The organism is Streptomyces sp. NPDC111606 (assembly GCF_055656945.1).
Genome location: NZ_JBVKBY010000013.1, coordinates 133,772 through 156,024, shown reverse-complemented (window position 1 = coordinate 156,024; position 22,253 = coordinate 133,772). Strand labels below are relative to the sequence as shown.

17 protein-coding genes are annotated in these 22,253 nt (G+C 71.8%); 13 read left to right on the top strand and 4 right to left on the bottom strand.

Going from position 1 to position 22,253, the window contains the following annotated elements; genetic code table 11:
• The first annotated feature begins 3 nt into the window (after positions 1 to 3).
• Positions 4 to 633 (top strand): hypothetical protein, encoded by a 630-nt coding sequence (locus tag ACZ7M7_RS37050; RefSeq protein ID WP_472124772.1) that lies wholly within the window; start codon positions 4 to 6, stop codon positions 631 to 633.
• Positions 630 to 1,181, top strand: coding sequence for a hypothetical protein (locus ACZ7M7_RS37045; RefSeq protein WP_472124769.1), 552 nt, complete (start codon positions 630 to 632; stop codon positions 1,179 to 1,181). Before ACZ7M7_RS37050 ends, ACZ7M7_RS37045 begins: the two co-directional genes overlap by 4 nt.
• Positions 1,182 to 1,325: 144 nt before the next feature.
• On the opposite strand, the gene ACZ7M7_RS37040 is transcribed toward ACZ7M7_RS37045, so the two are convergent.
• Entirely contained in the window at positions 1,326 to 2,138 is an 813-nt protein-coding gene (locus ACZ7M7_RS37040) for a TetR/AcrR family transcriptional regulator (protein WP_383606789.1), read from the bottom strand.
• A 101-nt stretch (positions 2,139 to 2,239) separates the two neighbouring features.
• Here ACZ7M7_RS37040 and ACZ7M7_RS37035 point away from each other — a divergent pair, with 101 nt between their 5' ends.
• Positions 2,240 to 3,229: an ATP-binding cassette domain-containing protein gene (locus tag ACZ7M7_RS37035; protein ID WP_383606787.1), complete on the top strand. Its 990-nt coding sequence runs from the start codon at positions 2,240 to 2,242 to the stop codon at positions 3,227 to 3,229.
• Positions 3,226 to 4,047 carry an ABC transporter permease gene (locus tag ACZ7M7_RS37030; protein ID WP_383606784.1) on the top strand — a complete coding sequence of 274 codons (822 nt, stop codon included), beginning with the start codon at positions 3,226 to 3,228 and terminating at the stop codon, positions 4,045 to 4,047. The genes ACZ7M7_RS37035 and ACZ7M7_RS37030 overlap by 4 nt, the downstream gene beginning before the upstream one ends.
• A 63-nt stretch (positions 4,048 to 4,110) precedes the next feature.
• Here ACZ7M7_RS37030 and ACZ7M7_RS37025 read toward each other — a convergent pair whose 3' ends face one another.
• Positions 4,111 to 4,287, bottom strand: coding sequence for a hypothetical protein (locus ACZ7M7_RS37025; protein WP_472124765.1), 177 nt, complete (start codon positions 4,285 to 4,287; stop codon positions 4,111 to 4,113).
• A gap of 104 nt (positions 4,288 to 4,391) precedes the next feature.
• On the opposite strand from ACZ7M7_RS37025, the gene ACZ7M7_RS37020 reads away from it, so the two are divergent.
• Positions 4,392 to 5,963: a cellulase family glycosylhydrolase gene (locus ACZ7M7_RS37020; RefSeq protein ID WP_472124762.1), complete on the top strand. Its 1,572-nt coding sequence runs from the start codon at positions 4,392 to 4,394 to the stop codon at positions 5,961 to 5,963.
• A gap of 138 nt (positions 5,964 to 6,101) precedes the next feature.
• Positions 6,102 to 7,196, top strand: a complete 1,095-nt coding sequence (locus tag ACZ7M7_RS37015) for a serine hydrolase domain-containing protein (protein ID WP_472124759.1) — start codon at positions 6,102 to 6,104, stop codon at positions 7,194 to 7,196.
• A 57-nt stretch (positions 7,197 to 7,253) separates the two neighbouring features.
• Here the strand turns inward: ACZ7M7_RS37015 and serC are convergent, their stop codons facing one another.
• Positions 7,254 to 8,372, bottom strand: coding sequence for a phosphoserine transaminase (serC, locus tag ACZ7M7_RS37010; protein ID WP_451167364.1), 1,119 nt, complete (start codon positions 8,370 to 8,372; stop codon positions 7,254 to 7,256).
• A 180-nt stretch (positions 8,373 to 8,552) separates the two neighbouring features.
• Between serC and ACZ7M7_RS37005 the strand changes: the two genes are divergently transcribed.
• From ACZ7M7_RS37005 to ACZ7M7_RS36995, 3 genes are all read left to right on the top strand, one after another.
• Positions 8,553 to 11,435 carry an FAD-binding and (Fe-S)-binding domain-containing protein gene (locus ACZ7M7_RS37005; RefSeq protein WP_472124757.1) on the top strand — a complete coding sequence of 961 codons (2,883 nt, stop codon included), beginning with the start codon at positions 8,553 to 8,555 and terminating at the stop codon, positions 11,433 to 11,435.
• 399 nt (positions 11,436 to 11,834) lie between these two features.
• Complete coding sequence (locus tag ACZ7M7_RS37000) at positions 11,835 to 12,959, top strand: lipid II:glycine glycyltransferase FemX (RefSeq protein ID WP_472124754.1); 1,125 nt, start codon at positions 11,835 to 11,837, stop codon at positions 12,957 to 12,959.
• A gap of 147 nt (positions 12,960 to 13,106) precedes the next feature.
• Positions 13,107 to 14,069, top strand: a complete 963-nt coding sequence (locus tag ACZ7M7_RS36995; RefSeq protein ID WP_472124751.1) for an EamA family transporter — start codon at positions 13,107 to 13,109, stop codon at positions 14,067 to 14,069.
• A gap of 872 nt (positions 14,070 to 14,941) precedes the next feature.
• On the opposite strand, the gene ACZ7M7_RS36990 is transcribed toward ACZ7M7_RS36995, so the two are convergent.
• Positions 14,942 to 15,925 carry a hypothetical protein gene (locus ACZ7M7_RS36990; protein WP_472124748.1) on the bottom strand — a complete coding sequence of 328 codons (984 nt, stop codon included), beginning with the start codon at positions 15,923 to 15,925 and terminating at the stop codon, positions 14,942 to 14,944.
• Between the two features lie 238 nt (positions 15,926 to 16,163).
• On the opposite strand from ACZ7M7_RS36990, the gene ACZ7M7_RS36985 reads away from it, so the two are divergent.
• The 4 genes from ACZ7M7_RS36985 to ACZ7M7_RS36970 all read left to right on the top strand — a co-directional run bounded on the left by ACZ7M7_RS36985 (position 16,164) and on the right by ACZ7M7_RS36970 (position 22,197).
• Positions 16,164 to 16,958, top strand: coding sequence for a TIGR03084 family metal-binding protein (locus ACZ7M7_RS36985; protein WP_472124745.1), 795 nt, complete (start codon positions 16,164 to 16,166; stop codon positions 16,956 to 16,958).
• Complete coding sequence (locus tag ACZ7M7_RS36980; protein ID WP_472124742.1) at positions 16,955 to 18,652, top strand: acyclic terpene utilization AtuA family protein; 1,698 nt, start codon at positions 16,955 to 16,957, stop codon at positions 18,650 to 18,652. Before ACZ7M7_RS36985 ends, ACZ7M7_RS36980 begins: the two co-directional genes overlap by 4 nt.
• Positions 18,649 to 20,247 (top strand): acyl-CoA carboxylase subunit beta, encoded by a 1,599-nt coding sequence (locus ACZ7M7_RS36975; RefSeq protein ID WP_472124739.1) that lies wholly within the window; start codon positions 18,649 to 18,651, stop codon positions 20,245 to 20,247. The genes ACZ7M7_RS36980 and ACZ7M7_RS36975 overlap by 4 nt, the downstream gene beginning before the upstream one ends.
• A gap of 108 nt (positions 20,248 to 20,355) precedes the next feature.
• The gene (locus tag ACZ7M7_RS36970) at positions 20,356 to 22,197 is read left to right on the top strand and encodes an acetyl/propionyl/methylcrotonyl-CoA carboxylase subunit alpha (RefSeq protein ID WP_472124737.1); all 1,842 of its coding nucleotides are present in this window, start codon (positions 20,356 to 20,358) and stop codon (positions 22,195 to 22,197) included.
• Positions 22,198 to 22,253 lie beyond the last annotated feature (56 nt).

Here is a 22,253-nt window from a genome sequence, read left to right as displayed (position 1 = left end):
AGCATGGACAGTCCACCCGTGGCCCCCGATGTCGCCCAAGTGCTCAAGCACAACCGCACGCTGCTCCGCCGGCACACAGCCGCGCGCCTCGCGCTTGCCGCGGGGCTGTTCGCGGTGCCGTTCGTGGCGCACTGGGGCGGATATGACGCCGCGCTGCCCGTGTTCGGCGTTCCGGCCGGGATGTTCGTGCTGATCTTCCTGTTGCTTCGGCTGGGGAGGGGGTCGCGGCTCAGGGTGTGTGAGAAGGTGCTGCGCACCTACCCCCTGGAGTACCGCACGCGGGTGGCCAAGAAGGGCTCCGAGTGGAAGTACATGGGCGATGTGCACACCGTCCGGCTCACGGTGCGCGGGCAGCACGGCGCACCTTCGCTGCGTGCGCTCAACGCCTCGACGGTGTGCCGGTGGCCGAAGGGGGCCGAGGAGGGCGGCGCCTGGTTCGCCGGTGACCTGGCCTTCGGCGGCGTCATGATCGTGCCGGCGAGCAACGCCATGCTCTTCGTGCAGCCCGCGCCCTGGGAGAAGTACGAGCAGGAGCGCGTGCAGGCCGGCCCGCAGCGCAGGGAGCTTGCCGAACAGGCGGGAATCTCCCGGCTGTTGGAGCTGAAGGAGTTTCGCGGAACGGTGCTCGGATGAAACGCGTCCTCGGCTGGGTGTGCGGCGTCCTCCTCGCCGTCGTCACCGGCTTCTGGTTCGTCACCGCGACCGCCGACATGGCCCTGTCCGCCGGTGTCTACGGCACGCCGGGCACGTACCAGGTGGAGCGCTGCTACGACACCGACCACACCCGTAAGAACTCCGAATACGACTGCCACGGGGACTTCACGCCCGACGGCGGCACCGCCGACGACGCCACCTACGTGCGGCTCGAGGACACCGGGCACGACTACCCGGACGGCACCGAGTTCGACGCCCGCCAGGGCTTCGAGCCGGACACGGTCCAGCGGGTCGGGTTCTGGGGCGTCGTGGGTGAGCTCTGGCAGGTGTCGATCTGTGTGGCCGTCCTCGCGGTCCTCGCGTACCAGGCGATCAAGCCGCGCGGGGCGGACCGACGCGGCGAGGCGCACCGCCGGGAACCCTCGCGGCGGCAGCGGGTGGCCGACCGGGTCGGGTACGCGGTCCTGGTCGCCGTCCCCGTGGGCCTCCTGAGCTTCATCGCCATGATCGCGGAGCCATCGCCCTAGCCTCGCCCCAGGGTCTGTCGCCGTCGCGCACCGCCTCACCGCCCACTGGGGACAACAGGTCTTCGTCAGGGCGGAGGACCACACCCGCGTCAGGCTCAGCCTCGCCGGACACGAAGCCCTGCCGGAGCCGTCGACGGCACGTCCCTAGAGCTGTCCCTTCACTTCGCCGCCGGCCTCGTCGGCCGTTCCCGCGCGCCGGGCGACGAAGACCTCGAGACCGTCCAGGATCCGTTGCAGGCCGAACTCGAAGTGGTCGAACTCGTTGCTCCAGGTGTTCTCGTCGAGTGAGGCGAGCAGGGGGTACCGGCCGGAGGCCATGATCTTCTCCAGCATCGGGGTCTGGGCCTGCCAGAACTCCGCGTCGGTCAGACCCGTGCGGTGCTCCGCCTCCTGTGCGTACAGCTGGGTGCGCGCGGCGCCGACGACGTAGCCGTCGATCATGATGATCGCGGAGACCAGTTCGGGGTCGGGCAGACCCATCGGCTTGATGCGGTCGAGGACCTTCTCCATGCCGTCGAGGGCGCTCGGACCGAGGATCGGGCGGGACTGGTTGACCTGGAGCAGCCAGGGGTGTCGGCGGTAGAGGTCGAGGGTGGCGCGGCCCAGGGCCTCCAGGGCCGAGCGCCAGCCGCCGTCGCCCAGGTCGGCCGGGTTCTCCGACGGACGCTGGACGCGGTCCAGCATCAGGTCGAGCAGCTCGGCCTTGCCGGGGACGTAGCGGTACAGCGACATCGTGCCCGTGCCGAGCTCGGTGGCGACCCGGCGCATGGACACCGACTGCAGGCCCTCGGCGTCCGCGACCCGGACGCCCGCTTCCACGATCTGGTCCAGCGTGAGGGTCGGCTTGGGCCCCCTGCTCGGGCGTCGGCCGGCGTCCCACAGCAGCTCCATCGTGCGGGCGATGTCACCGCTGCCGCTGGTCTCCGTACCGCTGGTGCCGCCCTTGCCGCTCGTCATGCACTTCAGCTTAAGTCCTCCGAAAAAAATTGGGTACGGTGTACGCGCAATCGGGTACGGTGTACTCAGTTACTGGTGCTCGGCTATCGAGAGGGGGACCCATGGGCGACGACGGACACGGCGGAGACGGATACGCAGTGCGGGCCGAGGGGCTGGAGAAGCGGTACGGCGAGAAACGCGCCCTCGACGGCTTCGACCTGGCCGTCCGTGAGGGGACGGTGCACGGCCTGCTCGGCCCGAACGGCGCCGGCAAGACCACCGCCGTACGCATCCTGTCCACGCTGATCAGGCTGGACGGCGGCCGGGCGACGGTGGCCGGGCTGGACGTGGCCCGGCAGTCGCGTGAGGTGCGCGCACGGATCGGGCTGACCGGGCAGTACGCCGCCGTGGACGAGGTGCTCACCGGCCGGCAGAACCTGGAGATGTTCGGCCGGCTCTTCCACCTCGGCGGCAAGCGGGCCAAGCTGCGGGCCGTCGAGCTGCTGGAGCAGTTCGACCTGGCCGACGCGGCCGACAAGGGCGTCGGCAAGTACAGCGGCGGCATGCGGCGCCGCCTCGACCTCGCCGCCTCGATGATCCTCGCCCCGGCCGTCCTCTTCCTCGACGAGCCGACGACGGGACTGGACCCGCGCAGCCGCGGCGAAGTCTGGGACTCCGTCAGGGCGTTGGTGGCGAGCGGCACGACCGTACTGCTGACCACCCAGTACCTGGAGGAGGCCGACAAGCTCGCCTCGCACATCACCGTCATCGACCAGGGCCGGGCCATCGCGGACGACACCCCCGACGGGCTGAAGAACCTCGTCGGCGGCGACCGTATCGAGGTCGTGGTCGCCGAGCGGTCCGACATCCCCCGCGTGGTGAAGGTGGTCGCCCGTGTCTCGGACGGCGAACCCGAGGCGGACGAGGAGGAGTCGCGGGTGCACGCCCCGGTCACCGACCGGGTGTCCGCCCTGACGGAGGTCGCGCGGACGCTGCAGGACGAGGGCGTCCAGGTCGAGGACATCGGGCTGCGCAGGCCGAGCCTGGACGACGTCTTCCTGCGCCTGACCGGACACCGCACCGAGAAGACCGAGAAGGAGGCCGTCGCATGACCGCCGCAGACCTGAGCGTCCCGGCCACGCGCGGCCGGCTGTACTGGACCCTCGCCGACGTCTGGAACATCGTCCGCCGCGGTCTGACCCACTATCAGCGCCAACCGGTCAACATCGCCTGGCAGCTGGGCTTCCCGATCCTGTCCGTCCTGCTCTACGGCTATGTCTTCGGCAGCGCCATGAAGGTGCCCGGAGGCGGGGACTACAAGGACTTCCTGATGCCGGGCATGTTCGTGATGACCATGGCGTTCGGCTTCATCAACACCGCGACGCTCGTCGTCTACGACTCGACCAAGGGCGTCATCGACCGTTTCCGCTCGATGCCCATGGCCTCGTCGGCCGTCGTCGCCGGCCGCGGGATCACCGATCTGCTGGCCGCCTGCGCGGAGTTGGCGATCATGATGCTGACCGCCTTCGCGATGGGCTGGCGCCCGGACGGCGGATTCGGCTTCCTCGGTGCGTTCGGGCTGCTGCTGTGGCTGCGGTTCGCGCTGATCTGGATCGGTGTGTGGCTGGGCCTGCTCGTGCCCAACCCGGAGGCCGCGGGCGGACTGTTCGCCGTCGCCTTCCCGCTCACGATGATCTCCAGCATCTTCGTCGCGCCGCAGCTGATGCCGGACTGGCTGGGCTGGGTGGCCGCCTGGAACCCGATCTCGTCCACGGCGGCGGCCAGCCGTGAGCTGTTCGGGACACCGGCCGGGAGCGGGGACTCCTGGGTGGAGCAGCACGCGCTGCTGATGGCGGGGGTGTGGCCGGTGATCCTGACGGCGATCTTCCTGCCGCTGGCGGTGCGGAGGTTCCAGAAGCTGAGCCGCTGAGCCGCTGGGGCACGCGACACAGCCGCGCACCGGGCCGGACGAACTTGGCCTTGACCTCGCCGGCTATGCGGAGCCCGGCAACCCGGCCGGGCTTCCTTCCTGCACCTGCCGCTCCCCACCATCGCCGCTTGTTCGGTCCTCGGCCGTGGTCCGCTCGCGCAGCGTGCGGGTCCAGGTGTTCATGAAGCCGGCCGCGCCGGTCTCGTCGCCGGGAATGACGGACGGGCGGATGCCGCGCACCTCCTTGACGTGCCCATGGCGCGTTAGTTTCCTGGGAGGTGCGCGGTGCGTGGGAGCGCTCCCAACCGTTCCGGGGCCGCGCCTTCCGGAGAGGAACAAGGGACATGTTCCGCAGCTTGCGAAGAGCGCTGTGCGCTGCCGCGGTGGCTCTGCTGTTACCGCTGGACGCAGGTGTGCAGTCGGCCGGTGCGGCGGGTTCGGCGGGTGCGCCGGCGGATGCTTCGGCGGGTGCCTCGGCGACCGCCGAGGCCGGTGCCGGCTACTGGCACACCAGCGGCCGGCAGATCCTGGACGCGGCCGGGCAGCCGGTCCGAATCGCCGGGATCAACTGGTTCGGCTTCGAGACCGGCAACCACGTCGTCCACGGCCTGTGGACGCGCGACTACAAGAGCATGCTCGACCAGATGAGGTCGCTGGGCTACAACACCCTGCGCCTGCCCTTCAGCGACGACATCCTCAAGCCCGGCACCATGCCGGACAGCATCAACTTCGCCGACGGCAAGAACACCGACCTCCAGGGGCTTTCGTCCCTGCAGGTCCTGGACCGGATCGTGGCGTACGCCGGTCAGTCCGGCCTGAAGATCGTCCTCGACCGGCATCGCCCCGACGCGGCCGGCCAGTCGGCGCTCTGGTACACGGCGTCCGTGCCCGAGTCGACGTGGATCGCCAACCTGAAGGCGCTGGCGTCGCGTTACGCCGGCAACCCGACCGTGGTCGGCATCGACCTGCACAACGAGCCGCACGACCCCGCCTGCTGGGGCTGCGGCGACACGACCAGGGACTGGCGCCTTGCGGCCCAACGGGCCGGGAACGCCGTCCTGTCCGTCAACCCGCAGCTGCTGATCATGGTCGAGGGCGTCCAGTCGTACGAGGGTGTCAGCGGTTGGTGGGGCGGCAACCTGATGGGCGTGGCCCAATTCCCGGTCCAGCTGGACGTCCCGAACCGGCTCGTGTACTCGGCCCACGACTACGCCACCAGCGTGGCCCAGCAGCCCTGGTTCACCGACCCGTCGTTCCCCGAGAACATGCCGGGCGTCTGGGACAGGTACTGGGGCTACATCTTCAAGCAGAACATCGCCCCGGTGTGGCTCGGCGAGTTCGGTACGACCCTCCAGTCGACGGTGGACCAGAAGTGGCTGGCCGCGCTGGTGACGTACCTGCGGTCGACGTCGACGTACGGCGCGGACTCGTTCCACTGGACGTTCTGGTCCTGGAACCCCAACTCCGGTGACACGGGCGGGATCCTGAAGGACGACTGGCAGACGGTGGACGCCGTGAAGGACGGCTACCTGGCGAGCATCAAGGCGCCGGGATTCCCGGGCGGCGGCGGGGGCGACCCCGACCCGGACCCGGATCCCGACCCCGGCGGAGGAACGGCCGCCTGCAGTGCCGCCTACGCCGTCAGCAGCGACTGGGGTGGCGGCTTCAACGCCGAGGTGAAGGTCACCAACACGGGCACGGCGCCGGTCAACTCCTGGAAGGTGACCTGGACCTGGGGCGGATCCCAGCGGGTGACCTCCATGTGGAACGCGACCTACACCCAGACCGGGGCGACCGTGACCGCGTCCAACGCCGTCCACAACGGGGCGGTCCCGGCGGGCGGTTCGGCGAGCTTCGGGTTCGGGGGCGCGCCCGGGGGCGGGGGTGTGCCGAGCGTGAACTGTACGGCCGCATAGGGGAGGTGGCCGTACCCGAGAAGGGCGCTCGGTGAGGGCCGGGTGCCCTTCGCCGTCCGGATCATCGCGCTTGATCTGAGATTACGTAATGACGTAATCTCGTGGAAACGGCTGGTGATCTCGACGGGGGAGCAATCCATGGACCGAAGGAAGTTTCTTGGCGTGGCGACGACGGCGGCAGGCGCGTCGCTGCTGCCCGGCAACGCCGCAGCCGCCGACGACGCACTGCCCAAGCTCGTCAGGCGATACCTGGACCAGGCGCTGTCTGCCGGCAGCCCGAGTGTGATCTGCGGTGTCATCCACGGTCGGCGCACACACGTCGAGGGCGCGGGCGCAGCGGCGGGGCGGTCGGCGCCGGACGGCAGGACGGTGTTCCAACTCGGCTCGATCGCCAAGACGCTCACCGCCACGGCACTCGCGCGCGCCGTGGGCACGGACACAGCCCGCCTGGACTCGCCGCTCGTGCTGCCCGCCCGGTTCCCGATCCCGCGCAAGGGGACTCGGCGGATCACCCTGGCCCACCTGGCGACCCACACCTCCGGTCTGCCCTCCCTGCCGCCGAACCTGCTCGCAGAAGCGGACCCGTACGACCCCTACGCGCACTACACGCTCGACGACCTGGCCACCGGACTGCGCAGCACGGAACTGAGCACCGAGCCGGGTGCGGTCCACGCGTACTCGAACCTGGGGTTCGGTCTGCTCGGCCAGGCGCTGGCCTTCGACGACGTCGACTCGATGCTGCGGCACCGGGTGGCGGCGCCGCTCGGCATGGTGGACACGACGACCACCCTGCGGCCGGACATGGCGTCCCGCAAGGCTGTCGGGCATCTCGACGGAGAGCCCGTTCCCGACTGGCACGACCGGGTTCTCAGCGCGGCCGGGACGTCGATGTACAGCACCGCTGACGACATGGTGCGCTTCCTGCGCTCCCAACTCCGGCCCGAGCGCTCGCCGTTGCGGGACGCCATCGAACTGACCCAGCGGCCCCGGTTCACGGTCGACCGGAACCTGCGGCTCGGGCTCGGCTGGCACCTGAGCCGGCTGCCCGACGGCCGCACCATGACCTGGCACAACGGCGGCACCGGCGGATTCAGCACCTGTGCCGCGTTCAGCCGGCAGAGCGGCACGGCGGTGGTGATGATGGTGAACACCTTCAGCGAGGAGACCGAGACCGCCGCTCGCCCGGTCGACGCCCTTACCTTCCGCCTGTTCGGCGAACTCGGCGCGGCCTGAGTACGACGAAGGGCGCCCGGTGTTCGCCGGGCGCCCTTCGTCGTCGTGGGAGAGCGACTACAGCTTCTCGATGACGTAGTCGACGCACTTCGTCAGGGCCTCGACGTCCGCCGGGTCGATCGCCGGGAACATCGCGACGCGGAGCTGGTTGCGGCCGAGCTTGCGGTAGGGCTCGGTGTCGACGATGCCGTTGGCGCGCAGGACCTTGGCGACGGCGGCGGCGTCGATCTCGTCCGTGAAGTCGATCGTGCCGATGACCGCCGAGCGCTTGGCCGGGTCGGTGACGAACGGGTTGGCGTACTTGATGTCCTCGGCCCAGCCGTACAGGTTGCGGGCGGAGGTGGCGGTGCGGCGGACGGCCCAGTCCAGGCCGCCCTGGCCGTTGATCCACTCCAGCTGCTGGTTGAGCATGAAGAGGGTGGCGAGGGCCGGGGTGTTGTACGTCTGGTTCTTGCGGGAGTTGTCGATCGCCGTGGGCAGCGAGAAGAACTCCGGGATGTGGCGGCCGGAGGCGTGGACGCGCTCTGCGCGCTCGATCGCGGCCGGGGAGAAGACGCCGATCCACAGGCCGCCGTCGGAGGCGAAGGACTTCTGCGGGGCGAAGTAGTAGACGTCCGTCTCGGACACGTCCACCGGGAGGCCGCCGGCGCCCGAGGTGGCGTCGACCAGGACCAGTGAGCCCTCGTCGGCACCCGCCACGCGCTTGATCGGCATGGCGACGCCGGTCGAGGTCTCGTTGTGGGTGAAGGCGTAGACGTCGACGCCCGCCGCGGCGACCGGCTCCGGGTGCGTGCCGGGGTCGGCGGAGATGACGTCCGGCTCGGCGAGCCAGGGAGCGAGCTTGGCGGCCTTGGCGAACTTGGAGCTGAACTCGCCGAAGGTGAGGTGCTGCGACTTGTTCTCGATCAGGCCGTGCGTCGCGATGTCCCAGAAGGCGGTCGAGCCGCCGTTGCCGAGGACGACCTCGTAGCCGTCGGGGAGCTGGAAGAGCTCGCTGATGCCCTCGCGCACCTGGCCGACCAGGTTCTTGACCGGGGCCTGGCGGTGGGAGGTGCCGAGCAGGGAGGTTCCGGTGGCGGCCAGCGCGTCCAGCGCTTCCGTCCGCACCTTGGAGGGGCCCGCGCCGAAACGTCCGTCGGCGGGCTTGATGTCAGCGGGAATCTGGATCTCAGCCACGGGGGGAGCGTAGCCGTTTCGGGAAACCTTGGTGAAACCTCGTCCGTCGGGTGAGACGGCGTTTCAGCGCGCGTCTGACCTGGGGGCTGCCGCCCCCAGACCCCCGCTTCGGCCTGAACGGCCTCGTCCTCAAACGCCGGACGGGCTGGAATGCCGGACGTCGGCTGGTTTGCTGGAGGGATGACGGATCTCGAAGCTGCGCTGCGTACCGTCGTCCGGGGCGAGGTCGGGTTCGATGTCACCTCCCGGGCGTTGACGACCATGGACGCGTCCAACTACCGACGCGTCCCGCTGGGTGTGGTGGCGCCGCATGACGCCGACGACGTCGCAGCCGTGCTGGAGGTGTGCCGGGACCACAGGGTGCCGGTCGTGGCACGCGGCGGAGGTACCTCGATCGCGGGACAGGCCACCGGCACCGGTGTCGTGCTGGACTTCACCCGCCACATGAACCGGCTCGTGTCCCTGGACGCGGACACCCGTACCGCCGTCGTCCAGCCCGGCCTCGTCCTCGACCGGCTCCAGGACGCCGCCGCCCCGCACGGGCTCCGCTTCGGCCCCGACCCCTCCACCCACAGCCGCTGCACGCTCGGCGGAATGATCGGCAACAACTCCTGCGGCTCGCACTCGGTGGCGTGGGGGACGACCGCGGACAGCGTGCGGGAGCTGGACGTGATCAGCGGGCGTGGGGAGCGGCTGCGGCTCGGGCAGGGGTGGGCCGGTGCGTCGCAGGGGCTGCGGGAGCTTGTGGAGGGGGACCTGACCCGGCTGCGGACCGGCTTCCCCGAACTGCCCCGCCGTATCTCGGGATACGCGCTCGACGCCCTGCTGCCCGAGAAGGGCGCCGACGTCGCCCGTTCCTTCTGCGGGAGCGAGGGCACCCTCGGGATCCTCACCGAGGCGGTCGTACGGCTCGTGGAGGCGCCACGCGCGCGTGCGCTCGCCGTGCTGGCGTACCCCGACGAGAGCGCCGCCGCGGAAGCGGCCGCCGGGTTGCTGCCGTACGGGCCGCTGACCGTGGAGGGCATGGCGCAGGACCTGGTCCCGGAGTCGGCCTCCGCCGTACTGCCGCGGGGCGGGGCCTGGCTGTTCGTGGAGACGGGCGGCGAGTCGGAGAGCGAGGCACGCGCACGTGCCGAGGGGATCGTGCGGGCCGCCGATGTCGTCGACGCGGTCGTCGTCACCGATCCGGCCGGGCAGCGCGCCCTGTGGCGCATCCGGGAGGACGCGAGCGGCACGGCGACCCGGATGCCGGACGGCAGCGAGGCCTGGCCGGGCTGGGAGGACTGCGCGGTGCCGCCCGCGCGCCTCGGGGCGTATCTGCGGGACTTCCGCGCGCTGCTGACCGCCCACGGCCTGCGCGGCACGCCGTACGGGCACTTCGGGGACGGCTGCATCCACGTCCGTATCGACTTCGACCTGCTGACGGAGGCGGGCGTCGGTCGCTTCCGGCGCTTCTCGGAGGAACTCGCCGAGGTCGTCGTGGCGCACGGGGGCTCGCTGTCGGGGGAGCACGGGGACGGGCAGGCGCGCGCCGAACTGCTGCCGAAGATGTACGGGGAGGAGATGGTCGCCCTCTTCGAGCGGGCCAAGGGCGTGTGGGACCCGGATGATCTGCTCAACCCGGGGATGCTCGTGCGTCCCGCCCCTCTCGACTCCAACCTGCGCTTCTCCGTACTGCCGAGCAAGCCCGTGGACGTCGCCTTCGGTTACCCGGCCGACGGCGGGGACTTCTCGGCGGCCGTACGGCGGTGTGTCGGGGTCGCCAAGTGCCGTACGACGTCGGCGACCGGCTCCGCGGTCATGTGCCCGTCCTTCAGGGCCACCGGCGCCGAGGAGCACTCCACGCGCGGGCGTGCCCGGCTGCTGCACGAGATGCTCGCCGGGGAACTGGTGACCGACGGGTGGCGCTCGACGGAGGTGCGGGACGCGCTCGATCTGTGCCTGGCCTGCAAGGGGTGCCGGTCCGACTGTCCCGTCGAGGTCGACATGGCCACATACAAGGCGGAGTTCCTGCACCACCACTACGAGGGGCGGCGCCGCCCCGCCGCGCACCACAGCATGGGGCGGCTGCCCCAGTGGCTGCGCGTCGTGGCACGCACGCGTACCGCGGCGCCGGTCAACGCCCTGGCCGCCGTACGGCCGTTGGCGTGGATGGCGAAACGGCTCGGCGGGATCGCTCCCGAGCGGGGGATTCCGCGGCTGGCGGCGCGCACGTTCAGCCGGTGGTGGGAGCGGCGCGAGAAGCCCCCCGCCGGCTCGGACGGCGTGCTGGTCATCCTGTGGCCGGACACCTTCACCGAGCACCTCGCGCCGTCCGTGGGCCAGTCGGCCGTACGCGTGCTGGAGGCGGCCGGGCTGCGGGTGGCGCTGCCGCCGACGGTGCGGCTGCGGACGCCGCCCGGGAGCGACGGTGCGGAGGTGACCGTGGCGCTGGATCCGGTGTCCCTCCTACGGGGCCGGGAGCGGGTCTGCTGCGGGTTGACGTACGTCTCGACCGGGCAGCTCGACCGCGCCCGCGCGGTGCTGCGGCGCACGCTCGACCTCATGGAGCCGGTGCTGGCGACAAACGCCCCGGTCGTCGTCCTGGAACCCAGCTGTGCCGCCGCCCTGCGCGCGGACCTCCCGGAGCTCCTCCACGACGACCCACGGGCCCGCCTCCTCGCCGACCGCGTCCTGACCTTCGCGGAGACGCTGGAGCGCCACGCTCCCGACTGGACGCCGCCCCGCGTGGACCGGCCGGCGGTCGGACAGACGCACTGCCATCAGCACGCGGTCCTGGGGGACGCGGCCGACCGCCGGCTGCGCGAGGCCGCCGGGCTCGCCGGGGACCTGAGCGGCGGCTGCTGCGGACTCGCGGGCAACTTCGGCTTCGAGAAGGGGCACTTCGAGGTGTCGGTGGCGTGTGCGGAGGAGCGGCTGCTGCCGGCGGTGCGGGGAGCGGGCGAGGACGCCGTGGTGCTGGCGGACGGGTTCTCCTGCCGGACGCAGTTGGAGCAGCTGGCGGGTGTGCCGGGGCGGCATCTGGCGGAGGTGCTGGCGGAGAGGTTGGACGGGGACGGGTGACCCGGCGGGAGTGAGAGCGCTCGGGCCCGGGGGCGGGTGATTCGGGGGAGTTGAGTGTGCTCCGGCCCGGGGGTGGCGGGTGCTTTCCGGCCGGGGGCGGGTGGTGCGGGTAGGTCGGTGTCCTGGGCTGGAGGCGGGGGCGTGGGGGCTCGTCCGGGTCGGTGTGCGTGCTGGGTGTGGGGGCGGGGGTGGGTGATTCGGGGGAGTTGGGTGCGCTCGGGCCGGGGGTGGCGGGGGCTTCCGGCCAGGGGCGGGGTGGTGCCGGTAGGTCGGCCTCCTGGGCCGGACGCGGGAGCGCGGCGGCTTGCGCGCGCCCGCGCCGCGCTGGGCGCGCGGGGCCGGGGACGGCTGCTTACGCTGGCCGGACACCGATACTGCCGCCCACAGGGAGCCCCGCACATGGCCCTCCGCGTCCAGTCCATCTCCCGCGACGAACATCTCGCGTTCGTCGCCGCCCGCCCGTCCGCGAGCCATATGCAGGTCCCGTCCTGGGGAGACGTGAAGCCGGACTGGCGGGCGGAGAGCCTGGGATGGTTCGACGAGGAGGGACGGCCGGTGGGGGCCGGGCTCGTGCTCTACCGCCCGCTGCCGAAACTGAAGAAGTACCTCGCCTACCTCCCCGAGGGCCCCCTCGTCGACTGGCACGCCCCCGACCTGTGCGAGCGCTGGCTCGAACCGCTGCTCGCCCACCTCAAACGGCAGGGCGCCTTCTCGGTCAAGATGGGCCCGCCCGTCGTCGTGCGCCGCTGGAGCACCGAGGCGGTGAAGGCGGCCATCGCCGACCCGGCCGCCGTGCGGCTGCGCGACGCGGAGCCGACGTCGTACGAACCGGGCGCCCTGGACATCGCCGAACGGCTGCGGCGGGCCGGCTGGCGGCAGACCGAGCCGGGCGGCGAGGAGGGGTTCGCGGCCGGGCAGCCGCGGTACGTGTGCCAGGTGCCGTTCGCCGGGCGGTCGCTGGACGACATCCACCGCGGCCTCAACCAGCAGTGGCGGCGCAACATCAAGAAGGCCGAGAAGGCCGGGGTGAAGGTCGTGCGCGGCGGCTACGAGGACCTGCCCGCCTTCTACGAGCTCTACGCCGAGACCGCCGAGCGCGACCGTTTCATCCCGCGCCCCCTGCCCTACTTCCAGCGCATGTGGACCGCGCTCACCGCCGAGCACCCCGACCGGATGCGGCTCTACCTCGCCCACCACGACGGCGACACCCTCGCCGCCGCCACCATGCTCACCGTCGGCGACCACATCTGGTACTCCTACGGCGCCTCCACCAGCCACAAGCGCGAGGTCCAGCCCAACAACGCCATGCAGTGGCGCATGATGTCCGACGCCCACGAGCTCGGCGCCGCCGTCTACGACTTCCGCGGCATCACGGACACCCTGGAGGAGTCCAACCATCTGCTGGGCCTGCTGCGGTTCAAGGTGGGGGCGGGTGGTGAGGCCGTCGAGTACCTGGGGGAGTGGGACTTCCCGCTCAACCGGCTGCTGCACAAGGCGCTGGATCTGTACATGGCCCGGCGGTAGCTCGCGCGGGGTCGGCGGAGCCCGCCCGTCCACACTCTGGGACAGTGGCATAACAGGTTCACACACCTGACGATGTCCACTACCTTGGACTGGGCAGTACAGCCCGCTGAACAGACCCCAGCCCCCGAGCCGAGCACTGGAACGCCCGTGAGTACCCCTGATGCCGCAGCCGTCGCCGCCGCAGCCGCCACGTCCTCGCCGACCCGCGGCCGGGCCGTTCCCGAGCCGACGGCCGGCGGCCCGCACCGCTGGGGCTCCTTCGGGCCCGTCGGGCTGGTGCTCGCCGGCGGGATCTCCGTGCAGTTCGGCGGCGCCCTGGCGGTGAGCCTGATGCCGCGGGCCGGTGCGCTTGGTGTGGTGGCGCTGCGGCTGCTGGTCGCGGCGGTCGTCCTGCTGCTGATCTGCCGCCCCCGGCTGCGCGGCCACTCCCGCACGGACTGGGGCACGGTGGTCGTCTTCGGCATCACGATGGCCGCGATGAACGGCCTGTTCTACCAGTCGGTCGCCCGCATCCCGCTGGGCCCCGCGGTCACCCTCGAGGTGCTCGGCCCGCTCGCCCTGTCCGTGCTGTCCTCGCGGCGGGCGGTCAACGTCGTCTGGGCCGCCCTCGCCCTCGCCGGGGTCTTCCTCCTCGGCGGCGGAGGCTTCGGCAGCCTCGACCCCGTAGGTGTCGCCTTTGCCCTGGCTGCGGGCGCCATGTGGGCGGCCTACATCATCTTCAGCGCCCGCACGGGCCGACGCTTCCCCCAGGCCGACGGCCTGGCGCTGGCGATGGCGGTGGGAGCCGTACTGTTCCTCCCCCTGGGCCTCGCCGAATCGGGCACGAAGCTCCTCGATCCCGTGACCATCGGCCTGGGCGCAGCCGTGGCCATCCTCTCCTCGGTCCTCCCCTACACCCTCGAACTCCTCGCCCTGCGCCGCCTCCCCGCAGCGACCTTCGCCATCCTGATGAGCCTGGAACCGGCCGTCGCCGCCGCCGCAGGCTTCCTCATCCTCAACCAGTCCCTCTCCGCCCTGCAGGCCCTGGCCATCGCCCTGGTCATCGCGGCAAGCATGGGCGCGGTACGAACGCAGGTGCGGCAGGGGAAGGCACCGGCGGAGAAGGCCTAGACGGGGTCGCGACGCGGCGGCCCTTCACCTTCCGGACCGGCTCGAGGCCTGGCCGTGATGCCTGCCCCCGGCCTCGGCGCATCAGCAGTCCCCGACGGCCGTGGCTGAGAGGGGGGCGGCGCACATGGGTGCGGTGCGGGCACTGGTGCGGCTGGGAGGGCGTCGGCGGAGAAGGGCTACACGGCGACCCTTCGTCGCCCGGACCGGCTTGCGGCCCGACCGTCACGCCGGGTCCTGGCCCTGGCGCATCCGGAGTCCCTGCAGGCCGATGGCGTGCTGGGTGCGCGGTCGGTGGGTTTCCGCACGCCGACGGCCGTCGCTGGACGGGGCGGGGTGCCTGGGTGCGGTGCGGGTACCGGTGCGGCGGGGGAAGGCGCCCCCCGGCAGAGAAGGGTTTGGGCGGGGTCGCGGCTCGGCGCCCCTCAGCCCCCGGGCTGGCTCGTGGCCCGCCGGCACGTCGGGTCCTGGCGCGGTCGGTGCAGTTCCCGCACGCCGACGGCCGTCGCTGGGACGGGACGGGGTGCCTGGGTGCGGTGCGGGTATTGGTGCGGTGCGGGGACGGTGCCCCGGCGGAGAAGGGCGGGGCGGGGTCGCGACCCCGGGCCCCTCGGCCCTCCGGGCCGGCTCGCGGCCCCGCCGTCACGCCGGGTCCTGGCCGTGGCGCATCAGCAGTCCCTGCGGGGCGATGCCGTGCTGGGTGTGCGGTCGGTGGAGTTCCCGCACGCCGACGGCCGTCGCTGGGATGGGGCGGGGTGCATGAGTGCCGTGTGGGCGCCTGTGCGGCGGGGGAAGGTGCCCCCGGGAGAGAAGGGTTTAGGCGGGGTCGCGGCTCGGCGCCCCTCAGCCCCCCGGACCGGCTTGCAGCCCGGCCGTCACGCCGGGTCCTGGCCCTGGCGCATCAGCAGTCCCTGCAGGCCGATGCCGTGCCGGGTGCGTAGTCGGTGGAGTTCCCACAGGCCCACCGCCGTCACCGAGACGGGGGCGCCCAGCATGAACACGATCCGGACCGCCACCGGCACGCCCGTATAGGCGCCCGTGAAGAGGTCGATCAGGGCCATCTCCCAGACCAGGGTCATGGCCAGCAGCGGCGGCATCGTCTCGTGGATGTCGGCGGTGCGGAACACGTGGAGGAGGGCCAGGCCGATGCCCGCGATGACGAAGGGCAGCACCCACACGAAGGTGAGCAGGATGCCGGTGTAGGTGAGGACGGTCATCACCGGGTTGGTCGCGAAACGGCCCTCGACGAAGCCCGTGAGCACGGAGGCCGGGAACACGAACACCGCGGCCACGAGGGCGACCATCGCGCCGAAGCACTTCGCCGCCCGACGCAGCAGCTCCCGCCGGGCCGAGGCGGCGGCCAGGGCGAGCAGGACACCCACGACGACCGGGAAGGTCACGCAGAGCACCAGGACGCTGATCCAGGACTGGTTCAGACGGTCGCTCGCGACGTTGCCCACCGAGTCGGCGACCCTGACCGAGTCCGCGATCTTGTAGGTGACCGACATCCACACGACCGCCGCCAGCCCCACCAAGGTGCGGATCCGCTGCATGCGGGCCACGACCGGGTCCTGGACGATGCCGGGCCTGGACGGCTTGAACACCCTGCGTGCGAGGGGGACGGGACCGATCTGCCGCCACAGCCGCGTGAGGGGCCCGGGCGGGGCGGTCGGCAGGTACGGATACGGCGGATACGGGTACGGCGCGTTGGGCTGCGGCGGGTACGGGTACGGCGCGTTGGGCTGCGGAGAGTAAGGGTGCGGGACGTGGGGCGGATACCCTCCGGCCGGCGGCGGCGGGGGCGGCTGCTGGCCCTGTGGGTTGAAGGGTGGCTGCCCGCCCGGATTCCAGTTGCTCATTCTTGTGATTCCCCCGAGGTGTGAGCGATGCGTTGCTGAAGCAACACGCGCGACGGCCGAGTGTATTGATGGCACGCCGCACGGACACCCTTCCCCCGGTGAACACTTCTCAATTAATGCAAGCATGCTTGCTTGTTTTCATGAGCGCTGCCATGCTCCTCACCACGCCGCATCACCCCGCACCACGCACACCGCCGCACCACCCACGCACACCGCCGTGCCCCGAGGGGAGCGCCCCGTGTCCGATCCGACGCCCGTGTTCGACGATCTGCGCGAGGAGAGCGAGGAACTCGACCGGCTGGTAGCCGAGTTGCGCCCCGAACAGTGGGCGCTCGCGACTCCGGCGCCCGGCTGGAGCGTCGCCCACCAGATCGCGCACCTCGCCTGGACGGACCACTCGGCGCTGCTGGCGGTGACCGACGTGGAGGCGTTCCACACGCTGGTGGAGAAGGCGCTGGTGACGCCGGGGTCGTTCGTCGACGAAGGCGCGGACGAGGGGGCCGCGCTGCCGCCCGCCGAGCTGCTGGCGCGCTGGCGGGAAGGGCGGGCCGCCCTCGACACGGCGCTGCGCGAGGCACCGCACGGCACCAAATTCCCCTGGTACGGCCCTCCTATGTCCGCCGCCTCCATGGCCACGGCCCGGCTCATGGAGACCTGGGCCCACGGTCTGGATGTCGCCGAAGCGCTGGGTGTGGTGCGTACCCCCACCGACCGGCTCAGACATGTGGTGTGGATCGGCGTACGGACCCGCGACTTCGCCTTCGGTGTGCACGGGCTCCCGGCGCCTCCCGACCCCTTCCGTGTCGAACTCGTCGCGCCCTCCGGTGCGGTGTGGGCATACGGCCCGGAGGACGCTTCGCAGCGCGTCACCGGCCCCGCCCTCGACTTCTGCCTCCTGGTCACCCAGCGCGCCCACCGCCGCGACCTCGCCCTGCGCGCCGAAGGCTCCGACGCCGACCGCTGGTTCGACATCGCCCAGGTCTTCGCGGGTCCGCCCGGCGCGGGCCGCGCACCCAAGGGGGCGGCCCAGTGACCTCGCCACCGGCCGGGCCGGTCCTGCGCATCGGCAACGCCTCCGGCTTCTACGGCGACCGCTTCGACGCCATGCGCGAGATGCTCACCGGCGGCGAACTGGACGTCCTCACCGGCGACTACCTCGCCGAACTGACCATGCTGATCCTCGGCCGGGACCGGCTGAAGGACCCCGGCGCCGGATACGCCCGCACCTTCCTGCGCCAGCTGGAGGAGTGCCTGGGGCTCGCGCACGAGCGGGGCGTCAGGATCGTCGCCAACGCGGGCGGGCTCAATCCGGCCGGACTCGCCGACGCCGTACGGAAGTTGGCCGATCGGCTCGGCATCCCTGTACGCGTCGCCCATGTCGAGGGAGACGACCTCAAGGACCGGTATCCGGACAGCCTCGCCGCCCACGCCTACCTCGGGGGCTTCGGCATCGCGGCCTGTCTGGGCGAGGGCGCCGACGTCGTGGTGACCGGGCGGGTGACGGACGCGGCCCTGGTCACCGGGCCCGCGATCGCCCGCTTCGGATGGGGCCCCGGCGACCACGACCGGCTCGCGGGTGCCGTGGTCGCGGGACATGTGCTGGAGTGCGGGGCGCAGGCGACCGGCGGCAACTACGCGTTCTTCGACGAGGCCGGCGCCACCCGCCCCGGCTTCCCGCTCGCCGAGCTCCACAAGGACGGCAGCTGCGTCATCACCAAGCATCCCGGCACCGGCGGCCTCGTGGACGTCGGCACGGTGACGGCCCAGCTGCTGTACGAGACGGGCGGCGCCCGGTACGCGGGACCGGACGTCACCGCCCGGCTGGACACCGTACGGCTCACCCAGGACGGCCCCGACCGCGTCCGGATCGACGGCGTACGGGGCGAGGCCCCGCCCCCGACCCTCAAGGTCGGCCTCAATCGCCTCGGCGGCTTCCGCAGCGAGGTCGTCTTCGTGCTGACCGGACTGGAGATCGAGGCGAAGGCCGCTCTTGTGCGGCGGCAGATGAGCGAGGCGTTCGCCAAGTCACGTCCCGACGACGTCCGTTGGGACCTCGTCCGCACCGACCAGCCCGACGCCTCGACCGAGGAGACCGCGAGCGCGCTGCTCCGGCTGGTCGTCCGGGACCAGGACCAGGAGAAGGTCGGCCGGGTGCTCAGCGGAGCCGCCGTGGAACTGGCGCTCGCCAGCTACCCCGGCTTCCATGTGCTGTCGCCACCGGGAAAGGGCACCCCGTATGGGGTCTTCGAGGATGTGTACGTCCCCCATGGTGACGTACACCATGTGGCCGTCCTCCACGACGGCCGCCGTGTCCCCGTGCCGCCGGCCCACGACACCCTCGTACTGGAGGAAGCGCCGCAACCACCGCTGCCCGACCCGCCGCTCGCCGCGGAGCCGACCCGTCGCGCCCCGCTCGGCCTCGTCGCCGGCGCCCGTAGCGGCGACAAGGGCGGGAACGCCAACGTCGGTGTCTGGGTGCGGACGGACGACGCCTGGCGCTGGCTCGCGCACGAGCTCACGGCCGAGCGGTTCCAGGAGCTCATTCCCGAGAGCCGTGAGCTGAAGGTCACCCGGCACGCGCTCCCCGACCTCCGCGCCCTCAACTTCGTCGTCGAGGGCATCCTCGGCGAGGGCGTCGCCGCCCAGCACCGCTTCGACCCGCAGGCCAAGGCCCTCGGCGAATGGCTGCGCTCCCGTCACCTGGACATCCCGGAGAGTCTGCTGTGACCGTCCTGCCCTCCACCCTGGACACCTACGGCCCCGACCACCGGGCCCACCGCGAGACCATGCTCGCCAAGCTCGCCGACCTCGACACCGAGCACGCCAAGGCGCTCGCCGGCGGTGGCCCCAAGTACGTCGAACGGCACCGGGGGCGCGGCAAGCTGCTCGCCCGCGAGCGCATCGAGCTGCTCCTCGACCCCGACACGCCCTTCCTGGAACTGTCCCCGCTGGCCGCCTGGGGCAGTGACTACGCCGTGGGCGCGTCCCTCGTCACCGGCATCGGTGTCGTCGAGGGCGTGGAGTGCCTGATCACGGCCAACGACCCGACCGTGCGCGGCGGAGCGAGCAACCCCTGGTCGCTGAAGAAGGCCCTGCGCGCGAACGACATCGCGCTCGCCAACCGGCTGCCCGTGGTCAACCTCGTCGAGTCGGGCGGCGCCGACCTGCCGTCCCAGAAGGAGATCTTCATCCCCGGAGGCGCCATCTTCCGGGACCTGACACGGCTGTCGGCGGCCGGGATCCCCACCGTCGCGGTCGTCTTCGGCAACTCGACGGCGGGCGGCGCGTACGTCCCCGGCATGTCCGACCACGTGATCATGGTCAAGGAACGCGCCAAGGTGTTCCTGGGCGGCCCGCCCCTGGTGAAGATGGCGACCGGCGAGGAGAGCGACGACGAGTCGCTGGGCGGCGCGGAGATGCACGCGCGCGTGTCGGGCCTCGCGGACTACTTCGCCGTCGACGAACCGGACGCGCTGCGGCAGGCGCGGCGCGTGGTCGCCCGGCTCAATCACCGCAAGGCGTACGGCGATCCGGGCCCCGCCGAACCCCCCAAGTACTCCGCCGACGAACTCCTCGGCATCGTCCCCGGCGACCTCAAGACCCCCTTCGACCCGCGCGAGGTCATCGCCCGGATCGTCGACGGCTCCGACTTCGACGAGTTCAAGCCGATGTACGGCACGAGCCTGACCACCGGCTGGGCGGCCCTGCACGGCTATCCGATCGGCGTGCTGGCGAACGCCCAGGGGGTCCTGTTCAGCGAGGAGTCCCAGAAGGCGGCCCAGTTCATCCAACTGGCCAACCAGCGCGACATCCCTCTTCTGTTCCTGCACAACACCACCGGCTACATGGTGGGCAGCCAGTACGAGCAGGGCGGCATCATCAAGCACGGCGCGATGATGATCAACGCGGTCAGCAACAGCCGCGTGCCCCATCTCTCCGTCCTCATGGGCGCGTCCTACGGCGCCGGCCACTACGGCATGTGCGGCCGCGCCTACGCCCCCCGCTTCCTGTTCGCCTGGCCCAGCGCCAAGTCGGCCGTCATGGGCCCCCAGCAGCTCGCCGGCGTGCTGTCGATCGTCGCCCGGCAGTCCGCGGCCGCCAAGGGGCAGCCGTACGACGAGGAGGGGGACGCCGCGCTGCGCGCCATGGTGGAGCAGCAGATCGAGTCGGAGTCGCTGCCGATGTTCCTGTCGGGACGGCTGTACGACGACGGCGTCATCGATCCGCGCGACACCCGCACCGTCCTCGGTATGTGCCTGTCCGCCATCCACACGGCCCCCTACGAGGGCGCACGCGGTGGCTTCGGCGTCTTCCGGATGTGAGGCCCCCTTTTGCGGCTAAACCGCCGCCGCTCTCGCGGACCTGGTTGCTCGCCGCGGTGGTTCCTCAATTGATGGTTGCGGTGATCTAGTGGAAAGAGAGCACTCCTCATGATCAGAAACCTTCTGGTCGCCAACCGGGGCGAGATCGCCTGCCGCGTCTTCCGCACCTGCCGTGAATCGGGAATCCGGACGGTGGCCGTGTACTCGGACGCCGACGCGAACGCCCGCCACGCGCGCATGGCCGACACGGCCGTACGGCTGCCGGGGGCGGCGCCGTCCGACACGTATCTGGACGCCGGACTGATCGTGAAGGCGGCCGTGGCGTCCGGCGCGGACGCCGTGCACCCCGGCTACGGCTTCCTCTCCGAGAACGCCGACTTCGCACGCGCCGTCCTCGACGCGGGACTGGTCTGGATCGGCCCGCCGCCGGAGGCCATCGAGGCGATGGCGTCCAAGACGCGGGCGAAGGAGCTGATGGGGCTGGCCCCCCTGGGGGAGGTCACCGAGGCCGATCTCCCCGTCCTGGTGAAGGCGGCCGCGGGCGGCGGAGGGCGCGGCATGCGGATCGTGCGCCGCCTGGAGGACCTGAGCGCCGCCCTGGAGAGCGCTCGCTCCGAGGCCGCGAGCGCCTTCGGCGACGGTGAGGTCTTCGTCGAGCCGTACGTCGAGAACGGCCGTCACGTCGAGGTCCAGGTCCTCGCCGACACCCACGGCACGGTCTGGGCCCTCGGCACCCGGGACTGCTCCCTGCAGCGCCGCCACCAGAAGGTGATCGAGGAGTCCCCGGCGCCCGGACTGTCCGCGCAGCTCACCGACGAACTGCACGCGCTGGCCGTACGCGCCGCCCGCGCGGTCGACTACGTCGGCGCCGGCACCGTCGAGTTCCTGGTGGCCGGCGACAAGGCCCACTTCCTGGAGATGAACACCCGCCTCCAGGTCGAACACCCCGTGACGGAAGCCGTCTTCGGCATCGACCTGGTCGCCGAACAGATCCGCGTCGCCGAAGGCCACGCCCTCACCGACGACCCGCCACGCGCGCGTGGCCACGCCGTCGAAGCCCGCCTCTACGCCGAGGACCCGGCCCGTGACTGGGCCCCGCAGACCGGCACACTGCACCGGTTCGCGGTACCCGACAGCGTCCGACTGGACACCGGCTTCAGCGACGGCGACGACATCGGCGTCCACTACGACCCCATGCTCGCCAAGCTCGTCGCCCACGCACCCACGCGCGCGGAGGCGGTCCGCAAGCTCGCCGGCGCCCTGGACCGGGCGACGCTGCACGGCCCGGTCACCAACCGGGACCTCCTCGTACGCTCCCTGCGCCACGAGGAGTTCACGTCCGCCCGCATGGACACCGGCTTCTACGACCGCCACCTCACCGACCTCACCGAGCCGACCCCCGACCCGCACGCCCCCCTGGCCGCCGCCCTCGCCGACGCCCACGGCCGCTCCCGATTCGGCGGCTGGCGCAACGTGCCCTCACGGCCGCAGACCAAGCGCTACGAGGCGGCCGGCGAGGAGATCGAGGTCCACTACCGCCACACCCGCGCGGGCCTGGAGGCGGACGAGGTGCGCGTCGTACACGCCGACGCCGCCCTGGTCGTGCTCGACGTGGATGGCGTACGCAGGAACTTCGAAGTCGCTCGGTACGGCGACGAGATCCACGTCAACGCCACCCGCCTCACCGCCCTGCCCCGCTTCCCCGACCCGACGGCCCAGCACGCACCGGGCTCCCTCCTGGCCCCCATGCCGGGGACGGTCGTCCGTGTCGCCGACGGCCTGACCGAGGGGACGGCCGTGCAGGCCGGACAGCCGCTGCTGTGGCTGGAGGCGATGAAGATGGAACACAAGATCACCGCGCCGGCCACAGGCACGCTGAGCGCCTTGCATGTAGTGCCCGGCCAGCAGGTAACGGTCGGCTCGTTGCTGGCGGTAGTGCAGGAGACCTAAGGGGCGAGGGGCCGTATCGATATGCGGCTACCGCCGCGTGAGCGCGACCAGCCACA